17 protein-coding genes are annotated in these 15,413 nt (G+C 38.9%); 11 read left to right on the plus strand and 6 right to left on the minus strand.

Annotated features, from left to right (window positions below):
* Positions 1–207: 207 nt before the first annotated feature.
* Together ACE199_RS12880 and ACE199_RS12885 are read left to right on the plus strand one after the other, a co-directional pair.
* On the plus strand, positions 208–486 hold the full coding sequence (locus ACE199_RS12880) for a YwdI family protein (protein ID WP_375350135.1): 279 nt from the start codon (positions 208–210) through the stop codon (positions 484–486).
* 19 nt (positions 487–505) lie between these two features.
* The gene (locus tag ACE199_RS12885; protein ID WP_375350136.1) at positions 506–871 is read left to right on the plus strand and encodes a DUF423 domain-containing protein; all 366 of its coding nucleotides are present in this window, start codon (positions 506–508) and stop codon (positions 869–871) included.
* Positions 872–916: 45 nt separating this feature from the next.
* Here the strand turns inward: ACE199_RS12885 and gerQ are convergent, their stop codons facing one another.
* On the minus strand, positions 917–1,474 hold the full coding sequence (gene gerQ / locus ACE199_RS12890; protein ID WP_375350137.1) for a spore coat protein GerQ: 558 nt from the start codon (positions 1,472–1,474) through the stop codon (positions 917–919).
* A gap of 301 nt (positions 1,475–1,775) precedes the next feature.
* Entirely contained in the window at positions 1,776–2,525 is a 750-nt protein-coding gene (gene hemQ / locus ACE199_RS12895) for a hydrogen peroxide-dependent heme synthase (RefSeq protein WP_375350138.1), read from the minus strand.
* A 285-nt stretch (positions 2,526–2,810) separates the two neighbouring features.
* Between hemQ and pta the strand changes: the two genes are divergently transcribed.
* Together pta and lipL are read left to right on the plus strand one after the other, a co-directional pair.
* Positions 2,811–3,782, plus strand: a complete 972-nt coding sequence (gene pta / locus ACE199_RS12900; RefSeq protein ID WP_127762247.1) for a phosphate acetyltransferase — start codon at positions 2,811–2,813, stop codon at positions 3,780–3,782.
* Between the two features lie 45 nt (positions 3,783–3,827).
* Positions 3,828–4,667, plus strand: coding sequence for an octanoyl-[GcvH]:protein N-octanoyltransferase (gene lipL, locus ACE199_RS12905; RefSeq protein WP_375350139.1), 840 nt, complete (start codon positions 3,828–3,830; stop codon positions 4,665–4,667).
* A gap of 413 nt (positions 4,668–5,080) precedes the next feature.
* Here the strand turns inward: lipL and ACE199_RS12910 are convergent, their stop codons facing one another.
* Positions 5,081–5,404: a hypothetical protein gene (locus ACE199_RS12910; protein WP_127762245.1), complete on the minus strand. Its 324-nt coding sequence runs from the start codon at positions 5,402–5,404 to the stop codon at positions 5,081–5,083.
* A gap of 615 nt (positions 5,405–6,019) precedes the next feature.
* Positions 6,020–6,736: an RsfA family transcriptional regulator gene (locus tag ACE199_RS12915; protein ID WP_375350140.1), complete on the minus strand. Its 717-nt coding sequence runs from the start codon at positions 6,734–6,736 to the stop codon at positions 6,020–6,022.
* 324 nt (positions 6,737–7,060) lie between these two features.
* Between ACE199_RS12915 and ACE199_RS12920 the strand changes: the two genes are divergently transcribed.
* From ACE199_RS12920 to ACE199_RS12930, 3 genes are all read left to right on the plus strand, one after another.
* Positions 7,061–7,282 (plus strand): YuzB family protein, encoded by a 222-nt coding sequence (locus ACE199_RS12920; protein WP_127762243.1) that lies wholly within the window; start codon positions 7,061–7,063, stop codon positions 7,280–7,282.
* A 197-nt stretch (positions 7,283–7,479) separates the two neighbouring features.
* Positions 7,480–8,793 carry an HD domain-containing protein gene (locus ACE199_RS12925; protein WP_375350141.1) on the plus strand — a complete coding sequence of 438 codons (1,314 nt, stop codon included), beginning with the start codon at positions 7,480–7,482 and terminating at the stop codon, positions 8,791–8,793.
* 27 nt (positions 8,794–8,820) lie between these two features.
* A complete protein-coding gene (locus ACE199_RS12930) occupies positions 8,821–9,330 on the plus strand; it encodes a YwgA family protein (protein WP_127762241.1) in 510 nt (169 codons plus the stop codon).
* 141 nt (positions 9,331–9,471) lie between these two features.
* On the opposite strand, the gene ACE199_RS12935 is transcribed toward ACE199_RS12930, so the two are convergent.
* Complete coding sequence (locus tag ACE199_RS12935; protein WP_119116240.1) at positions 9,472–9,657, minus strand: 2-hydroxymuconate tautomerase; 186 nt, start codon at positions 9,655–9,657, stop codon at positions 9,472–9,474.
* Positions 9,658–9,778: 121 nt separating this feature from the next.
* Here ACE199_RS12935 and ACE199_RS12940 point away from each other — a divergent pair, with 121 nt between their 5' ends.
* Positions 9,779–10,444 carry a site-2 protease family protein gene (locus ACE199_RS12940; protein ID WP_252292115.1) on the plus strand — a complete coding sequence of 222 codons (666 nt, stop codon included), beginning with the start codon at positions 9,779–9,781 and terminating at the stop codon, positions 10,442–10,444.
* 29 nt (positions 10,445–10,473) lie between these two features.
* Positions 10,474–10,986: a YwhD family protein gene (locus ACE199_RS12945; protein WP_375350142.1), complete on the plus strand. Its 513-nt coding sequence runs from the start codon at positions 10,474–10,476 to the stop codon at positions 10,984–10,986.
* A gap of 217 nt (positions 10,987–11,203) precedes the next feature.
* Here ACE199_RS12945 and ACE199_RS12950 read toward each other — a convergent pair whose 3' ends face one another.
* On the minus strand, positions 11,204–13,261 hold the full coding sequence (locus ACE199_RS12950; RefSeq protein WP_375350143.1) for a transglycosylase domain-containing protein: 2,058 nt from the start codon (positions 13,259–13,261) through the stop codon (positions 11,204–11,206).
* 209 nt (positions 13,262–13,470) lie between these two features.
* Between ACE199_RS12950 and speE the strand changes: the two genes are divergently transcribed.
* Together speE and speB are read left to right on the plus strand one after the other, a co-directional pair.
* The gene (gene speE, locus ACE199_RS12955) at positions 13,471–14,298 is read left to right on the plus strand and encodes a spermidine synthase (RefSeq protein WP_127762238.1); all 828 of its coding nucleotides are present in this window, start codon (positions 13,471–13,473) and stop codon (positions 14,296–14,298) included.
* A 172-nt stretch (positions 14,299–14,470) separates the two neighbouring features.
* Positions 14,471–15,349, plus strand: a complete 879-nt coding sequence (gene speB, locus ACE199_RS12960) for an agmatinase (RefSeq protein ID WP_252292106.1) — start codon at positions 14,471–14,473, stop codon at positions 15,347–15,349.
* Positions 15,350–15,413: the final 64 nt, after the last annotated feature.

The following is a 15,413-nucleotide window of genomic DNA, read 5'->3' on the forward strand; positions in this document are numbered from 1 at the left end:
ATGGGACATGAAATTTCCAAAGGGGTGTCGCGCTTTTCAATTTAAAACACCAAACTTACCATCTCTGGATGTCTTTCGCTCGTCAGGAGAAGTATGTCTAAAATTTGAAGATAAGCGAAAGAAGGGAAAAATCTAACGTGCACATTGTTTCTGTTGAAGGGGAATTTTTGATATGCTAAATAAGACCGATAGGCGAGGTGAATAGAATTGCAAATCTCATCGAAGCAAGTATTAGAAAAGATGGAGGAGCTTGTTGCAAGAGCAAAGCAGGCGGACTCTGAAGACGCATTAAAAGGATACATAATGGCTGTACAAGCACTGTGTGAGGTGATGGTGAATGAGCAGCCGCCAACTTCTTCACTGCATATAAGTCAACCCGTGAAGCAGATGACGACTATGCAGCCTATGCAACATACAACAACAGTCCCTATAACAGAGCGAGTAAAGACAGAAGGGGCTAACGGCAGTTCGTTATTGGATTTTTAAACATAGAGGAGAGAATACGATGAAGCTGTTTATTATTTTAGGAGCGATTAATGCATTTCTAGCGGTCGCTTTAGGAGCATTTGGAGCACATGGCTTAGAAGGGAAAATTCCGGATAAATATTTGAACACATGGGAAAAAGCTGTTCAATATCAAATGTTTCATGCAGGTGGTTTATTAGTCATCGGTTTACTTGCTGGAAAGGTTCCGGGTTCTCTTATTAATTGGTCTGGCTGGCTGATGTTTGCGGGGATTATTATTTTTTCAGGAAGTTTATATGTTTTATCTGTGACGCAAATTAAGATATTAGGTGCCATTACGCCAATTGGTGGAGTAGCTTTCTTGGCAGCGTGGGTTCTTATGATTATTGCGGTTTATAAATTGTAAAAATCAAAAAGCTGGTGAAAGGTTTATGCCTTTCACCAGCTTTTTTTATCTCGGTGGGAAGGAGGATAAATTAGGACCACCTGAAAATGGATATTCATATTCAATTTCTTCATCAAATGTAATGTAGTCTAAGTATACCATTGGAATTAAGTAACGTTTTCCACTTTGTGGATCACTAAGAATGAGATGGTCACGTCCAGCCGCTTCAATAATCCCTTTGAATACCTTTGCATTCCATTCTTTGTTATTCTCAAAAGTTGCATAAACGGTGGCAAGCTTTCCTTTATTTAAGCGGAGAATGTTTTCAATATAAGATTGTTCGACAGGGAGCATACCAGGGACTTCAGGTCCTCCTGGAGGCTGGCCTGTTGGTAAGGGAACTTGTGAACCTGCTTGTTGTTGTTGTTGTGGATAAGGCGCTTGTTGCTGTTGTTGCTGTGGATAAGGTGCCTGCTGTTGTGGAAAAGACATTTGCTGCTGTGGCGTATACCCTTGTTGAAATCCTTCCCCTTGTCTATACGCAGCATCTGGACTTTCAAAAGGCAGGTAAGGACTGCCATAAGGATACATTCCATAAGGATTTGGGTTATTATTTTGTGACATGGTATTCCCTCCTAATTAATCAATATTTAAAAGGTTTGAGAAACACTTGGGCATTCGGATTGTGTCGGTTGGGAAGGCAGTATGTTGTATAACGATTAGTAAGTGATAGGCTGATAAGCTGTTAAAATTATCACTATTTCAAATTTATGGAGGAAAGGGTTGGATTATGCTAGAAGAAATTTTAATTTCATATGGCATATGAAAAGCCCTCGAATAATCGAGAGCTTACTTAATGCATTTGCACGTTTCTTAATGTCTAGCTTCAAAGGCTGACTGGTCGAGCCGTTTCCGCTTTTCTTAATTAAACATATAGGAAGGATGGAATAGATTCTTCCGTTAAAATATTTCCAACGAAGAATGAACCAAACTCCCCGTAGCGAGCGCTTACTTCATCAAAGCGCATTTCGTATATTAATTTCTTAAATTGAAGTACATCATCCGCAAAAAGTGTAACACCCCATTCATAGTCATCGAAACCGACAGAACCCGAAATGATTTGTTTTACTTTTCCTGCATAGCTGCGGCCAATCATACCGTGAGAACGCATTAAGCTTTTGCGCTCATCCATACTAAGCATGTACCAGTTATCGTCTCCTTGACGACGCTTATCCATTGGATAGAAGCATACATGTTTAGCTTGTGGCAGGATTGGATATAGTCGAGCACGTACATGTGGATTTTGATACGGATCTTCACCGTCTCCACCTGCTAAGTAGTTGCTTAACTCAACGACAGAAACATAAGAATAGGCTGGAATTGTATATTCAGCCAGCTTTGTTTTATTGAATTCATTTTCAATCGCATTTAATTCTTCCATTGTAGGACGAGCAAACATAAGCATAAAGTCTGCTTTTTGACCAACGATCGAATAAAGAGCGTGACTTCCTTCATTACTGCTTTGTGTCGTATTCCATTTGTCTAGTAAACCTTGGAATTCTGAAATCGCTAATTGGCGTTCATCGCTCGAAAGCGTTTTCCAAGAAGCCCAATCAATTAAGCGAAAATCGTGTAAACAATACCAACCATCTAGAGTTTGTGCTGCTTCACTCATTACAATCACTCCTAAAGTGTTAAGATACTTTTAATATAACATAGTTTTCGTAATAGATTTGTCTTTAAACGATCGATTAATGATGTTCGAAAAAAGTTCATAAATAGAGTTTTCCCATTAAGGGAATCATTTAAAACCTTGAAAATAGTTTGAAAGCGGTTTAATAAGTATGGAATTTCAATACGTCCTAGAGTATTCTTAAGTTATACCAAAAACCATACGTTTCTCGCCATACATAATGAGCGAACAGAGAAGGGAATCGTATACATTAAGGAGGATGTAGCAATGAGTGATTTATTTAAGATTTTAGAAGAGAAGATCTCTAAAGAAAATGTAAAAATCGTCTTTCCAGAAGGATTAGATGAGCGTATCCTTGCCGCTGCAGCTCGACTTGCCAACGAGAAATTATTAACGCCAATTTTAATTGGAGACATCGAAGAGATTAGGCAGAAAGCGGATCAATTAAAGGTTTCTTTAGAATCGGTAGAATTATATGATCCGAAAAAATATCCAGACATGGATAAAATGATTGCAGCTTTTGTAGAAGTTCGAAAAGGAAAAGTGACAGAGGAGCAAGCGCGCCAAATCCTATTAGATGGAAACTATTTCGGCACGATGTTGGTTCATCTGAATGATGCACAAGGAATGGTGAGCGGTGCTGCGCATTCTACAGCTGATACAGTTCGTCCAGCTCTTCAAATTATTAAAACAAAGCCTGGTATCCAAAAAACTTCTGGTGTATTTATTATGGTGCGCGGGGAAGAGAAATACGTATTCGCTGACTGTGCCATCAATATTTCTCCAGATAGCCAAGATTTAGCTGAAATCGCGGTGGAAAGTGCGAAAACAGGTCAAATGTTTGATATTGAGCCACGTGTAGCTCTATTAAGCTTTTCAACAAAGGGATCTGCTGTTTCACCTGAAACAGAAAAAGTCGTTAAAGCTGTACAGCTAGTACATGAGATGGACCCGCAGCTTGTTGTTGATGGCGAAATTCAATTTGATGCTGCCTTTGTACCAGCTGTTGCCAAAAGTAAAGCACCGAATTCACCTCTTCGCGGAAACGCTAATGTATTCGTTTTTCCAAGTCTTGAAGCGGGTAATATCGGCTACAAAATGGTTCAACGCCTCGGTAACTTTGAAGCAGTCGGTCCAATTCTGCAAGGTCTTAATCGCCCAGTTAATGATCTATCACGCGGTTGCAGCGAAGAAGACGTTTATAAATTAGCGATTATTACAGCGGCCCAGTCACTTTAAGTGTTGGGGATAAACTGTGGGTAACTTATTAAAGGGGAGATCAATATGCGTGAGACAGATTCTTTGTTAGTGCAGCGAGAGTGGAGAGTGATTGATCAGTCATCTCTCGGTCCGAAGTTTCATGCGTTGGAGTCCTTTGCGATGGATGATACGCTTTGCGCTTTAGTTGGGGCAGGGCAAACGACTGCTGTTGCTAGAGCATGGGTTCACCATCAAACTGTCGTGTTAGGCATTCAAGATACAAAGCTTCCTTTTCTTAAACAAGGTATGGATGTGTTGAATAGACATGGTTTTCAAGCGATTGTTCGAAATTCAGGCGGGCTTGCTGTTGTATTAGATGAGGGTGTATTAAATCTATCATTAGTTTTTCCTGAAACAGAACATCGAATTGATATTAATCGTGGTTACGATACAATGTGGGACTTAATTAAGCTTATGTTTGCTGATTTTGCGGTGGAGATTGAAGCGAAAGAAATTGTTGGTTCTTATTGTCCTGGCAGCTATGATTTAAGTATTGCTGGTCAAAAATTCGCCGGTATTTCACAGCGCCGGATTCGAAATGGTGTTGCTGTTCAAATCTATCTTTGTGTTAGTGGAAGCGGCTCTAAACGAGCACAGCTAATCAAAGAGTTTTATCATGCAGCGCTTGCGGAGACAGAAACGAAATTTACATATCCGGATATTCAACCAGATGTGATGGCATCACTAGAAGAATTACTCAAAATCCGTCTTACGATATCTGATGTAATCAAGCGCTTTTTACAAGTACTCCAAACACATACTGGACAAGTTCAGACGATACCTCTAACCGTGGAAGAGCAACCATTATTTGAGTCTTATTTAACAAGAATTAAAGAGAGAAATGAAAAAGCGATGCCAAAATAAGAAAAGTAGAAGGCATCCGGAGCAAGATATCAAGAAAAGAGAAACTGGCTCGTTTAGATTAATCAAAGAGAAGAGTCACCCGGAGAAAATTTTTTCCACAGGGTGACTCTTCTCTTTTCTAAAGTGTAGTATTCGATAAGTAGATTTTAATGGCGCGGAATGGAATACTAACAGCCACCATAGCGAAGCAGAGTAAATAAAAAAGACGATCCCCCTTGAATAAATGCTGGAGAATCGCCCTAGAGTCAAATGAATTTAGATTATGAATTATTCTTTTTAAAGAAATCTAAAAATGCATGGGAAATTTCAATTCCTTGATAAAAAAGAAAGCTAAATGCTGTAAGTGAAAAGAACCCCATCATTAGAAAACGAATCCACATATATATTCCCCCTTGTAATTTTTTTAAAAAAAATCAAGGAGTACGTATTAGATAATTCGCCTGATAAAAAATGGGTGTAAAGAAAATAAGTTTATTGCGGGTTTGAGCTAACAAGACATTGAATGAGATAAAAACAAGAGATAAATAGATAAAGAATTGTAAAATATTTATGGGAGTGAAAGGATGTTTCTTATTATCATCTTTTAAAGGAAGGTCTTGGACGTCCCCGTTAAAGGCGGTGATTGCTTTGCTTTCATGCAAATTTAAAGCCTTCGTATTTTCGCTTGTATATTGAGTAACTAAGAAGGACAAAAAGACAAGCAGCAATACGCCATAAAAAACTTTTGTTTTTCTCATCTTTCCATCCCTCCTTAGAAAAGTATATGTTTATTATAGTGGCTTTTTATGCATTGGTAAACAGAAGATTCTGAAAAATTTGGCGTAAAATGGAATATGCCTAATTAACATGTCAAAAGCACGTTATCTCGAAAAAATAGAGATTATTCGTGAACTCTCTCTTATATAGTAGTCGTGTGTTCTTTGGGGATACACAAGTTTCAAGATTCATTTATATGATAAAAAAACTCTGTTTATTCTCTTCCATATTGTTAAGAAGATAAACAGAGTTTTAGTTATTTTAAACTGCTCATAGGCAGTAGTTTATGTTAGAAGGAAAAGACGTATCTTATTACCGCTACATGTTCAACTTGTTAAATGGGCATAAGAATGTTTATTTGAATACGCTGTTGATTTTTGGCCCCTGCTCGTGTGGGATTACGGCCCCACATGCCTTTCAGCTACGCTAAAAGGTAGCTCTAGCTCCATGAAACGAAAGAGAAAGCAGGGGCCAAAAATTATTTCACCAATTAGATAAGAGGATGTCGAAAACCAAATTGGCTTTATATATAACCTTTTTTCTATACTATCGTTCGTTTAGTATACATTCGGATAGTATAAGAAAATCTTGCTCTCTTATTCCGCCATTTTTTCTAAATTTCCATTGCGGTCCATCTTAAATTTCGTTGTTGGACGCTCATCTTCTTCTAATAAAACGAGCTTTCGTGCACGGTTCATAATCTTCATTAGAGTTTCATAATCTTCTTGAATTAAGCCCGTATTTTGTTCTAAATGATTAACTTTTCCTTCAAGCTCTTCATTCCGCTTTTTCAATTCTTTAATTTCAAGCTTTAAACGTTCGTTCTCTGTTTTTAACACTTCCGCTTGCAGCGTGCTTCCATTCATTGTTTCAAGGAATGAAATAACTGTATCGAGTGTTAGTGTTGTTTCTGTGAGCGCATAACTTTGAACGGTAGTTTCTGCTTTATTGACTTCATAGTTACTAGTTTCTAATGTTAGTTCAACTTCATTAGGTTCACTTGTTGGTACAGTAATATCTGCCATAGTAGGAGCGGGTGGCGTATATAGTAATTTCTTCTTGCCGCCTTGGTCTTTTCCTAAAATTCTTTGACGTTGCTTTCGTTGTTTTTTGGCGAGTGATAGAGCTTTATCATAGTTATGACGAACGACTGCATTCCAGCGAAAACCGCATGCAGCTGAAGTACGGTTTAATTTGTCGCCCACCTCTTCAAAAGCATTTAATTGTGTGCTTCCTTCACGAACATGACGTAGTACCGTCTCCGCTAATAATAAATCGTCTTCTTCTGTCCAAGCATCTTGCCGAATTTTCATAAGCGCATACTTCCTTTCTTGTACTATCTAAAAATGATAAATTGATGATATTGAAGTTTAGGAACATTGTTGTATTTTACTAATCAGTTTGGACAGGTTCGGGGAATTTTATTCATAAAAGTTAAAAGGATAGTAGTTTTTATTTGAATGCTTTAGATTGTTACTCTATATACGGTGTTTGTAAAAAGTAGGAAAAGGAGCGTATATTCGGTGTATGTTCACCTCTTGAAATAAACAAGTAGAAGCGGTAAAATACCATTTAGTTATTTAAATATAAATATAAAGAGTAGATTGTTTATATATAGAAAGGATGGTAAACGAAGGATGGCTAATGAATTCCGAGTGTGTGATGACTGCCAGGCAGTTAATATCAAAACTTTGGTACCTCGTTTACAAAAGCTAGATCCGGATGCAAAGATTGACGTGGGCTGCCAATCCTATTGTGGTCCAGGAAGAAAGAAATCTTTTGCTTTTGTGAATAATCGTCCAGTAGCAGCGCCAACAGAAGATGAGTTAATGGATAAGATAGATAAAAAGCTTAAATGATGCAGTGTATTATCATCACCTCGTAGTTGATTGGCGTGGTGATTTTTTATCGCGAATGAATAGATAGGATGCCTCTTTAATAGAAGATTTATTCCAGACTTCTTACAATTTTAGCCGTATTTCTTGCTGTACAGATAGGATTTTAAAGCGAAACAAGCTATAATTGATAGAAATGATTTTAAAAAAGAGGGGCGCTTATGAAGTATTCCCATGAAAAATTAATGGAAGAGAAAGTGTTTAAAGATCCAGTGCATCGCTATATTCACGTTCGTGATCGGGTGATTTGGGATTTAATAGGGACGAAGGAATTTCAACGATTGCGTCGAATTAAGCAGCTAGGTACAACTTATTTGACATTTCACGGAGCTGAACATAGTCGGTTTAATCATTCACTTGGTGTGTATGAAATTGTGCGTCGTATTGTAGATGATGTATTTGTGAATCGACAAGAATGGAAGCAGGAGGAACGGCTTCTTTCTTTATGTGCAGCTCTTTTGCATGATTTAGGGCATGGACCATTCTCTCATTCTTTTGAAAAAGTGTTTAATTTGGACCATGAGCAGTTTACTCGGCAAATTATTCTTGGTGATACAGAAGTGAATACTGTGTTAAAAAAAGTGGCGGAAGATTTCCCAAAAAAAGTCGCAGAAGTCATTGCAAAAACATATGCCAATAAGTTAGTTGTCAGTTTAATTTCAAGCCAAATTGATGCAGATCGTATGGATTACTTGCAGCGTGATGCGTATTTTACAGGTGTTAGCTACGGCCATTTTGATATGGAACGGATTCTGCGGGTTATGCGCCCTCGTGAAGAACAGGTTGTTATTAAGCAAAGCGGGATGCATGCTGTGGAAGATTACATCATGAGTCGTTATCAAATGTACTGGCAAGTCTACTTTCATCCGGTAACACGCAGTGCGGAAGTGATTTTAACAAAGATTTTGCATAGAGCGAAATACTTATCGGAGTCAGGCTATACGTTCGTCCAAGAGCCTGTCCATTTTTATTCGATGTTTAACGGACATGTGACGTTAGCGGATTATTTAAAAATGGATGAAGCCGTGATGCTCTATTATTTTCAATGCTGGGAAAATGAAGAGGATGCCATTTTAAAGGATTTATGTAGTCGGTTTGTAAATCGTAGATTGTTTAAGTATGTGGAATTTCACCCATCAAATGAACAGATGAATAAGTTAATGGAATTAAATACGTTATTTAAAAAAGCGGGCATTGATCCCGAATATTATCTCGTAGTCGATTCTTCATCCGATTTACCCTATGATTTCTATCGTCCAGGTGAGGAAGAAGAGCGTTTGCCGATTCATCTGTTGAAGAATAACGGAGAGATTCGTGAATTGTCTCGTGAATCACAAATTGTCGATGCTATTTCAGGTAAGCGCAGAACGGATCATAAGCTATATTTCCCTGAAGATTTATTGCGCGATGAATCGACAAAGAAAATTGTAAAAAGACAAATTCGAAGACTATTGGATTTGCCGGAATTAAGATAGGAACATTTGGGTAAGGAGTGATGAGCCTTGTTTAAGGATCATGCGAAAATTATAAATGCTATTTCTGTTGCAGGAGAGATTTCTGGCCGAAAAAAACTGCAAAAGATTGTATATATTGCGAAAAAGCTATCATTTCCCTTTCAAGAGAAATATCAGTTCCATTTCTATGGACCGTATTCGGAGGAACTAACATTACGAATTGAAGAGCTGTGCAATATGGGCTACTTAAATGAAGTAAGAGAAAAAAGAGCTGGGTATTACCAATACTGCTATTCCATTACAGAAGCGGGTCGTGGCTTTTTATCGATGCAGGAAGTGGAGATGCCGATGTTAGAAGAGTGCTTGCTAGATATGAACGAACAAAATGCACGCTTTTTAGAGCTTGTTTCTACCGTATTATTTTTTGATACGCTAGAAAAAGATGAAGTAATCGAGAAGATTTTCACATTAAAAAGCAAGCAAAAGTATACGCTCGAAGAAATTGATGAAGCATATGCATATATTGAACAGTTACAAGAGAAAGCTAAGCTGAGCTAACAGCTTAGCTTTTTCTCTATGTATAAAATAAAAAAGCGGAACTAGCTCGTTCAAATCACGTACCAAATAGGGCGCTGATGGCTCCTGTCTTTTTCACAGTGACCTAGCCAGTAGAGCTAGATTTTACACTTTTTTATCCTTTTATAAATCGCTTTTGCGAACGCCTGCGACAGCTAGATGGTTTTTAGACATTTCTTCGATAAAAATCGTTACAGCTTCTGCTGGTGCTCCTGTTGTTTCTGAAACAGCTGCAGTTACTTTTTCTACTAATGCTTTTTTTTGCTCGTCTGTACGGCCTTCTAGCATTTTAACAGTTACATATGGCATATAGTTTCCCTCCTTTCCCAATATGATTGTAGTGTTTCATATTATGGAAGAAATTGCAACGATCTGAAAACAGAGTTTTTTCCCTTCTCAGTGATTTCCTGTATACTAGGGGTATAAAATAATGGGGGAGAAACTATGGATGGATTTTTTAGCGTTTGACTTAGAGCAGTTGCCGTATGTCATCGTCGTTCTGTTAATTGCTTTTACCGTACATGAATTTGCCCATGCTTATGTGGCATATAAGTTTGGTGATTTAACAGCGAAAAATGAGGGCCGAGTGACGTTAAACCCGGTTTCGCATTTAGATCCAGTCGGTACGATTTTTATTTTGCTGTTTGGATTTGGATGGGCGCGACCGGTTCCTGTGAATCGTTTTTATTTTAAAAATCCACGTCTAGCAGGAATTTTAGTATCTTTTGCTGGTCCCTTTAGTAATTTAGTGGTCGCGAGTATAGGGTACTTTGTTTGGTACGGATTGCTTGCTGCAGGAGTAGAAATATCTCCATTGATTGTCCCGTTTTTTGAAATGCTTATTTGGCTGAATCTCGTGTTGTTTGTCTTTAATTTATTGCCGTTTCCTCCTTTGGATGGATATCGGATTATTGAAGACTTAGTTTCGGCAGATATGCGGGCTAAATTAACGCAATTTGAACAGTATGGCATGTTAGTATTTTTAATTATCGTTCTTACCCCGCTCAGTAACTATACGATTGATCCGCTATTTCAAACGGTATTGCCGTTCATTTCGGGTACATTAAGTCAATTTTTTAGCGGTATCTTTTTTTAAGATAAATATGGATGGAGGAGAATAGACGCATGGAAGAACAACAAAAGAAAAAGGTCGGTTTTAATATTATCAAAAACGATCCTACAGAGGGACACGGTGGATTTGGTGCAGGCGTATTAACGCTCGATAATATTTCGCCGGTCATTATTGATGTCGAAGCTGGAGAAGCAGAAGTGGATATTGGTGCGATGCATGCGCGCAGTGCGGTAGAACGCGGCATTAAGTTTTTAACTTCTAAAGAGGAAGTCCCAAATGCTAAACCATATTGGCTCGTCTGGGTGACGATTGAAGTAGGTCCAAATGGTCCGCTATATGCAGGTGTAACGGCTTGTGAAATGACGGTTGATCGCTCGATTCGCCGTGGATACAAGTCGTTGCCAGAGCATGTGAATAAAATGGATAAATCATTGAAACGTCATATTATGGTCGAGCATATGGACGATAAATCGAAAAAGATATTAGCCGATTATTTACAGAATCATGATACAGGTATGTGGGAACGTTCTGCAGAGCAATTAAAGCAGGATTTAACGGTTGAATAATATAATTGTGATAAATATAAGAACGAAAAAACCTCGCAGTCATTGAATTGCGAGGTTTTTATTAAGGAGAACTGATTAAGCCGTTTTCGCTTTTCTCAATGTCTAGCTCCAACGGCTAGCTCGCTGTGAAAAAGATGAAAGCCCTCGAAAGGCAAAGAACGCCTTCCGGGTCTTTCCCTATTTTCTTCACGAGCTGGTCAAGCCGTTTCCGCTTTTCTTAGCCCCAAGGTTTTAAAATCCATTTATACCAAGGTTTTTTCGCTGGTTGTTGTTCTTTTGGTGCATCACCTTTGAAATGCTCTGGACAGTATTCTTCTGGCTCTGTTCCTTTGACAAAGTAGGTTAAACGGGAATTGGAACAGCGCTCGGACGCGATCTTTCCGCTTTTTGGATCAATATGGAGACCGATGACGTTGCTTGTTTCTTTAAAATATTTTACTGGTTTATCTTTAAGACTTGCTTCCATGAAGGTAGCCCAAATTTTCTTGGCGTATACCTTTTCGGCTGGATTTTCAATTTTTTTTGCTTGATCATATCCTGTCCATACACCTGTAACAAGCTGTGGCGTGTAGCCAATCATCCAACTGTCTGTAGAAGTGGAACCGGATTTTCCGGCATACACGTGCGTTAATTGTTTACTAATCGTGCTGCCTGTTACTTTGGTATAACCGTTAAGCGTTTCATCAAAGACGCCTGTTAGCATCTGTGTCATGACAAAAGTTTGATCAGGGTCCAGCACTTGTTCGTTTTCTTTTTTATATTGAAATAAAACATCGCCTTGGTGATTCTCTACTTTTGTAATGAAAACGGGTTTTACCTTTTTCCCGCCATTAGCAAATAAGCTGTATGCATTGACCATTTCTATGATACGTGCTCCCGATGTTCCTAATGCAAGCGATGGTACGACCTCCATCTTTGATGTTAGTCCAAAACGTTTAGCGGTATCGCGAAGTACTTTTTGTCCAAGAAACAAATGTGTTTTCACTGCATAAATGTTGTCTGATAAGGCAATGGCTTGAGCAAGTGTAATTTCCGAGTCAGCGTACTGATGGTTGTAATTACTTGGTGAATACGAGGATTGGCCCTCGTCAAATTTAAATGTCGTTTTTTCACTCATTAAAGTAGTCGAAGGTGTGAATCCATTTTCTAATGCAGCATAGTAGAGAAGCGGCTTAATCGTAGAGCCCGGTTGACGAATCGCTTGTGTAGCTCGGTTGAAAGGTGATTGTTGATAATCTCTTCCTCCTACAAGCGCTGTTACTTCTCCCGTTTTTGGTTTCATCGCCACGAGCGCTCCTTGAATGTTGGAGGACTTGGTGATGATTTTCTCAAATGCTTCTTCTGCTAATGCTTGCTGTTTTTCATCCAATGTTGTATACACACGTAAACCGCCAAGCTCAATGGTTCGCTCATCGATTCCTAGCTCCTTTTGCAGCGTCTGCTTGACGGCGTCCTGAAAATACGGAGCCATTTTATTTGTAACAATTGTATGTTCACCTTTTAAGGATAAAGGAGCTTGGAGAGCTTGTTTTTGTTCTGCTTCAGAAATGTAGTTTTTTTGTACCATTGAATGTAAAACAATGTTTTGGCGAGTTTTTGCTTTCTCTAGATTTACAATCGGAGAGTAGCTGCTTGGCCCTTTTGGAATGCCAGCCAGAATACTAGCCTCAGCAAGAGTGAGTTCTTTTGCTGTTTTTCCAAAATAATATTGACTGGCTGCCTCGGCCCCGTAAGCCCCATGGCCATAATAAATTGTATTTAAGTAGCCTTCGAGAATTTCTTCTTTTGAATAATTCATTTCCAGCCGAATCGTATATAAAGCTTCATTCCATTTTCGCTTCCATGTTTTATCGTGATCGAGAAAAAGATTTCGAGCATATTGCTGAGTAATCGTACTTGCTCCCTGGACTTTTGCTTTTGCTTTTAAATCTGCTATAATGGCGCCGCCAATCCGCTTTACATCAAAGCCTTTATGCGTATAAAACTGTCGATCCTCCACGGCGATAGTCGCGTTAACAAGCTCTGGTGAAATGGCGTCAATCGATACCCAATAGCGTTTTTGGCCGTTATGGGTTTCTCCGATGACTGTCCCGCTTTCGCTGTAATAAAGGGTAGACTCCGGGACGGCCAATGGAGGCGGGCCAAGGATTTTTGCATAAATGAGCAGAGACAGAAGCATGATAAATAGAAGGATTATTCCGAGTGTTGCTAGGATTAGAAATGCTCGCACATACTTTCCAGCCCGTTTAAATCGCTGAAGTGGTATCACTTCCATTGCTTTGCCTCCTTATTAAAAAGTTTGCTAAGTAAGGTGAATCATCTATCTATTATTTATTATGGAAAAAAAAGTATTTTTTAAACATGGTAATTGTAAACAGCAAAGATTTATCTTGCAATTTTGCTAGATTCGTCTATACTTTTTCTAGCTAAAGCCAACAGCAACCGGTTCATTTCAATAAATAGATGCGGAAAGGAAGCGAATAAATGAGCATTTGGTTTACCGAGAAACAAACTGAGAACTTTGGTATTACGATGAAAGTGAATCGTACTTTACATACAGAACAAACCGATTTTCAAAAGTTAGACATGATTGAGACTGAAGAATGGGGCAACATGCTTTTGCTTGATGATATGGTTATGACTTCACAACGTGATGAGTTTGTGTACCATGAGATGGTAGCCCATGTGCCATTATTTACGCATCCAAACCCGGAAACCGTATTAGTTGTAGGAGGTGGAGACGGCGGGGTAATCCGCGAAGTATTAAAGCACCCAAGTGTGAAAGAAGCAACACTTGTGGATATTGACGGGAAAGTAATTGAATACTCTAAGAAGTATTTACCGGAAATCGCTGGCATGTTAGAGGATCCTCGTGTGGATGTACAAGTAGGGGACGGCTTTCTGCATATTGCCGAAAGTGAAAACGAATATGACGTTATTATGGTAGATTCTACTGAGCCTGTTGGACCAGCTGTAAACCTATTTACAAAAGGTTTCTATGCCGGTATTTCAAAAGCATTGAAAGAAGACGGTATTTTCGTGGCTCAGTCTGATAACCCCTGGTTTAAAGCGGACTTAATTCGTAACGTACAACATGACGTAAAAGGAATTTTTCCCATTACAAACTTGTACGTAGCGAACATCCCAACCTATCCAAGTGGTCTATGGGCATTTACAATCGGTTCGAAAAAATACAACCCGCTGGAAGTGGCGGATGAGCGTTTCCATGAAATTGAAACAAAATATTATACAAAAGAACTTCATAAAGCAGCTTTTGTATTACCTAAATTTGTTCAAGATTTAGTAAAATAAACGAGAGTTTTTTTAGAAACTTCTATAGATATCATATTTAAAGAACGAAGTCGGGGCGGACGAAGCAGAGCTTTGCTCATTTTTAAAGCTCAATCTGGTTTTTAGTAAATCCGATGTTCAGCTAGCTAACTTGGCAAAGTTCCGCCCTTTATTCGTTGAGGAGGCCGCAAAGATGCGTTTTGATGAAGCTTATTCAGGCAATGTATTTATTAAAAGTCACCCTAGTTATGAAGAATCGGAAGCAGTCCTTTATGGAATGCCAATGGACTGGACTGTTAGCTTTCGTCCTGGTTCTCGTTTTGGTCCAGCACGTATTCGTGAAGTATCAATCGGTTTAGAAGAATACAGCCCTTATCTAGATCGAGAATTAGAAGAAGTGAGATTTTTTGACGCAGGGGATATTCCGTTACCGTTTGGAAATCCGCAAAAAAGCATTGATATGATTGAAAGCTATATCGACGGATTACTTGAAGATGGTAAATTCCCGCTTGGAATGGGCGGTGAGCATCTTGTGTCTTGGCCGGTCATTAAAGCAATGCATAAAAAGTATCCGGACATGGCGGTTATTCATATGGATGCACATACGGATTTACGCGAAGATTATGAAGGTGAGCCGCTTTCACATGCAGCAATCATCCGTAAAGCAGCTGATTTAATCGGTCCAAAGAATGTGTATTCTTTCGGCATTCGTTCCGGCTTAAAGGAAGAGTTTGAATGGGCGAAAGAGCAAGGTATGCACATTTCGAAATTTGAAGTTCTAGAGCCATTGAAAGAAGTATTACCGAAGCTTGCAGGTCGTCCTGTCTATGTAACCATTGACATTGATGTATTAGACCCTGCACACGCGCCAGGTACAGGTACAGTTGATTGCGGCGGCATTACGTCGAAAGAATTATTAGCGGCGATTCACGCAATTGCTGGTTCAGACATTAAGGTGGTAGGCTGCGACTTAGTCGAAGTAGCACCTGTTTATGATCCCTCTGAGCAAACAGCTAACACAGCAAGTAAGCTGATTCGTGAAATGATTTTAGGATGGGTTCAAAAAAAATAATCATGATGTGTATCAAAACTCTACAAAGACTTTTGTTTCTCTGTAGAGTTTTTTTATATAAGGC

Source organism: Peribacillus sp. Hz7 (assembly GCF_042136355.1).
GTDB lineage: Bacteria > Bacillota > Bacilli > Bacillales > DSM-1321 > Peribacillus > Peribacillus asahii_A.